This window comes from Mesorhizobium sp. YIM 152430 (genome assembly GCF_029210365.1).
In the GTDB taxonomy this organism is placed as follows: domain Bacteria; phylum Pseudomonadota; class Alphaproteobacteria; order Rhizobiales; family Rhizobiaceae; genus Aliihoeflea.
Genome location: NZ_JARGES010000049.1, coordinates 1 through 3497 on the forward strand (window position 1 = coordinate 1; position 3497 = coordinate 3497).

Genomic DNA, 3497 nt, shown 5'->3' on the forward strand with positions numbered 1-3497 from the left:
ATCCGGGCCGACTTCGCGTCGAGTTCGCCGATATCGGTGACGAATGGCAGCGCGTCATAGTCGATCTTCGCCAGTTGGCACGCCCGCCGCGCCACCTCGCGCGTTTCGGCGATGACGGCGAAGAGCGGCTGGCCGAAAAACTCGACCTTTTCCGTCGTCAGCACCGGCTCGTCGTGCCGCCCTGTCGGCGAGATGTCGTTGACGCCCGGCACGTCATGGCCGGTCAGCACCGCGACGACTCCCGGCGCGGAACGAACCGCATCGAGGTCGATGGACTTGACGGTGCCGTGTGCGATGGTCGAGAGGCCAAGACAGCCATGCAGCGTGCCGGCCGGCTCGGCGATGTCATCGATATACACGGCCTGGCCGGTGACGTGCTTGGCGGCGGAATCGTGGCGCTGGTCGCTCGCGACCCCGCCCTTGATGGCGGCGGCGGTCAGGTCGGGCTGGGCGTGCTTGTTCATCACGCCGCCTCATGGCGCAAAACGGTAGCCGTCTCGCCGCTGCTTTCGAGAAACACCCGCATCAACAGATTCTTCGCCGTCATCATCCGATAGTCAGCGCTCGCCCGCATGTCCGAAATCGGCTGGAAATCCTGCGCATAACCCGCCATCGCAGCCTCGACCGTCTCATTCGTCCACGGCTTCCCGACGAGTCCCGCCTCGACAGCCTTCGCGCGTTTCGGCGTCGCTGCCATGCCGCCATAGGCGATGCGGGCCGATGTCACCTTCCCATCCTCGACCCTCAGCAAGAACGCCCCCAGCACCGCCGTGATGTCCTCGTCGCGGCGCTTCGTGATCTTGTGGACGGCGAACAGCGCCCCCGCCTCGGGCACCGGCACATGCACCGCCTCGACGAATTCGCCGGGCGCGCGGTCCTGCTTGCCGTAGTCGATGAAGAAGTCCTCGAGCGCGATCGTTCGACGACTCGCGCCTTTGCGCAGTGTCACCGACGCGCCGAGCGCGATCAGGGGCGGCGGCGTGTCGCCGATGGGCGAGCCATTGGCGATGTTGCCGCCGATCGTGCCCATGTTGCGCACCTGATCGCCGCCGATCCGGTCGAGCAGCGGGCGCAGCGCAGGGATGCGCGACGCCAGTGCCGCATAGGCATCCGTATAGCTGACGCCGGCGCCGATGGTGATCGTGCCGTCCGTCTCCGACACCTGCCGCAATTCGTCTAGCCCGCCGATGAAGACGACAGGCGAGATGTCGCGGAAATGTTTCGTCACCCAGAGCCCGACATCGGTCGAACCGGCGACGATGCGCGCGTTCGGCTCGGCGTCCAGAACAGTCGCGAGGTCGTCGACCGACGACGGCACGACGAGCCGGTCCTTGCCCGTGCCGATCTCGACGCGCGCGCCGTCACGCATGGCTTTCAGTCTTGCGATCACGTCTGCGCGCTCAGTGACGAGCGGGTCGCGCCCGGCCTCGCCATAGGACGAGATCGCCCGCGCCGCACGCATGATCGCCTCGTAGCCGGTGCATCGGCACAGATTGCCTTGCAGCGCCTTTTCGATGATCGCATCGGACGGGTTCGGCTCGCGCATCCACAACGCGTAGAGCGACATCACGAAGCCCGGCGTGCAGAACCCGCATTGCGAACCATGGAAATCGACCATCGCCTGCTGGACGGGGTGAAGCCCCCCATCCGAACCGCGCAGATGCTCGATGGTGACGACATGGCAACCGTCAAGCGAGCCGGTGAACCGGATGCAGGCATTGACGCCTTCATAGACGAGCCCGTCGCCGGCAAGCCGACCGACCAACACCGTGCAGGCGCCGCAATCCCCTTCCGCGCAGCCTTCCTTGGTGCCCTTCAGCGCGCGGTCGAGGCGCAGGAAATCGAGCAGCGTCGCATCGGGGCGCACGTCGGTGAGGGTGATCACTTCGCCGTTGAGGAGGAAGCGGATGTGGGAGCGGGAGCCCATCTCAACTCCCCCGATACGTTGAATAGCCGTAAGGCGAGATCAGCAGGGGCACATGGTAGTGCGCCGCCTCCGCCATCCCGAACCGGATCGGCACCTCGTCGAGGAAGGCGGGTTCGGGCAGGGTCAGGCCCGAGCCTCGCAGATAATCGCCTGCCGCGAACACCAGCTCATACTGCCCCGGCGCGAAATCAGCGCCCTGAAGCAGCGGCGCGTCGCAACGGCCGTCGGCATTGGTGGTGACGGACTTGACGTGCGCGCGCTCGTCTCCGTCGAGCCTGTAGAGCGCGATCTTCAGCCCCGCAGCCGGCCGCCCCGACGCCGTGTCCAGTACGTGGGTGGTCAGGCGACCCGAATTGGCGTTGGCCATATGCGCTCCCTTTTGTTCTTCTTGGCACGGACTGTAAGGCAAGTCATAAGCCCTCTGGAGGCGAGCGGCCACAAAAAGACTTTCAAAATTTTCGTCGGGAATGCGCGCCCGCGACAGCGCCTATTCTGCCATGGTGATGGGGAAAATTCGATGACCGAGCCGAAGCGATATGTCCGCAATATGCGCGGCTATGGCGCCAATCCGCCGAAGGCGAACTGGCCGGGCGGCGCGCATGTGGCCGTGTCCTTCGTCGTCAACTACGAGGAAGGCGGCGAGAACTGCGTCCTCCACGGCGACGCCGCCTCCGAGGCGTTCCTGTCCGAAATCGTCGGCGCCGCGCCATGGCCGGCCAAGCGCCACTGGAACATGGAATCGATCTACGAATACGGCGCGCGGGCCGGTTTCTGGCGGCTCCATCGCCTGTTCACGGAGGCCGGCCTTCCAGTGACGGTCTACGGTGTCGCGGACGCCCTCGCCCGCTCGCCCGACCAGGTGGCGGCGATGCAGGAGGCGGGCTGGGAAATCGCCTCGCACGGGTTGAAATGGATCGACTATCGCGACCATGAAGAGGATGCCGAGCGCGCCGATCTGGCCGAAGCGATCCGGCTCCATACCGAAGTCGTCGGCGAGCGTCCGAAGGGGCTCTATGTCGGCCGCACATCGGTCAACACCGTGAAGCTGGCGGCGCAGGAAGGTGGCTTCACATGGATTTCCGACACCTATGACGACGACCTGCCCTATTGGCTCGACCATGACGGCCAGGGCCGCGCGATCGACCCGCAACTTGTCATTCCCTATACGCTGGACGCCAACGACATGCGCTTTGCGACGGCTCAAGGGTTCAATTCGGGCGACCAGTTCTTCGCCTATCTCAAGGACGCGTTCGACACGCATTACGCGGAAGGCGAGGCTGGCCGACCGTCGATGATGAGCATTGGGCTGCACTGTCGGCTCGTCGGGCGGCCGGGGCGCGTGGCGGCGCTGAAGCGCTTCGTCGACTATGTGAAGAGCCACGACAATGCGTGGGTGGCGCGCCGCATCGACATCGCCGAGCATTGGATCGCGAAACATCCCTACAAGCCGCATGGGCTACGGCCGAGCCGGATGGGGCGCAAGGCGTTCGTCTCACGCTTCGGCTCGATCTTCGAGCATTCGCCATGGATCGCCGAACGCGCCTTCGAACTTGAACTCGGCCCCGCTCAT

At 65.4% G+C, this 3497-nt stretch carries 3 protein-coding genes and 1 pseudogene; 1 reads left to right on the forward strand and 3 read right to left on the reverse strand.

Annotation, left to right across the window (positions count from 1 at the left end; genetic code table 11):
- From PZ895_RS16455 to uraH, 3 genes and pseudogenes are all read right to left on the reverse strand, one after another.
- Positions 1-464: pseudogene (locus PZ895_RS16455) on the reverse strand (xanthine dehydrogenase molybdopterin binding subunit); the annotation flags it as partial.
- On the reverse strand, positions 464-1927 hold the full coding sequence (gene xdhA / locus PZ895_RS16460) for a xanthine dehydrogenase small subunit (RefSeq protein WP_275840087.1): 1464 nt from the start codon (positions 1925-1927) through the stop codon (positions 464-466). The gene xdhA and the pseudogene PZ895_RS16455, both read right to left, overlap by 1 nt.
- A 1-nt stretch (position 1928) precedes the next feature.
- Entirely contained in the window at positions 1929-2294 is a 366-nt protein-coding gene (gene uraH / locus PZ895_RS16465) for a hydroxyisourate hydrolase (RefSeq protein WP_275840088.1), read from the reverse strand.
- A gap of 150 nt (positions 2295-2444) precedes the next feature.
- On the opposite strand from uraH, the gene puuE reads away from it, so the two are divergent.
- Positions 2445-3497: allantoinase PuuE (puuE, locus tag PZ895_RS16470; protein WP_275840089.1), on the forward strand; the 1053-nt coding region annotated here is incomplete at its 3' end.